The sequence below is a fragment of the Neisseria sp. P0021.S006 genome (genome assembly GCF_051956895.1).
The window spans coordinates 1-593 of sequence record NZ_JBQCWZ010000895.1 but is presented as its reverse complement, the minus strand read 5'-3'; the positions used below and the strand labels follow the sequence as shown (position 1 = coordinate 593).

At 51.9% G+C, this 593-nt stretch carries 1 pseudogene; it reads left to right on the top strand.

Annotated elements, in window-relative coordinates:
• Positions 1-212: 212 nt before the first annotated feature.
• Positions 213-593, top strand: a pseudogene (locus ACTHUM_RS17765) (transposase); the annotation flags it as partial.

The following is a 593-nucleotide window of genomic DNA, read 5'->3' as shown; positions in this document are numbered from 1 at the left end:
GCTCCAGCTCAAGAACCCCCAGCCGCCCCAGCCCGTCGTCCTGCTCCGGTACAACCGACTGCTCCGGTTGATGATATCGACGACGATATTCCCTTCTAATCATTGAACAATACAAAAGGCCGTCTGAAAAATATACTTTCAGACGGCCTGAGACCTTTGCAAAATTCCCCAAAATCCCCTAAATTCCTACTAAGACATTTAGGGGATTTTCCATGAGTACCTTCTTCCAGCAAACCGCCCAAGCCATGATTGCCAAACACATCGACCGCTTCCCACTATTGAAATTGGATCAAGTGATTGATTGGCAACCGATCGAACAGTACCTGAACCGTCAAAGAACCCGTTACCTTAGAGACCACCGCGGCCGTCCCGCCTATCCCCTGTTGTCCATGTTTAAAGCCGTCCTGCTCGGCCAATGGCACAGCCTCTCCGATCCCGAGCTCGAACACAGCCTCATCACCCGCATCGATTTCAACCTGTTTTGCCGTTTTGACGAACTGAGTATCCCCGATTACAGCACCTTATGCCGCTACCGCAACCGGCGGCGCAAGACGACACCCTGTCCGAATTGCTGGAACTGATCAACCGTCAAC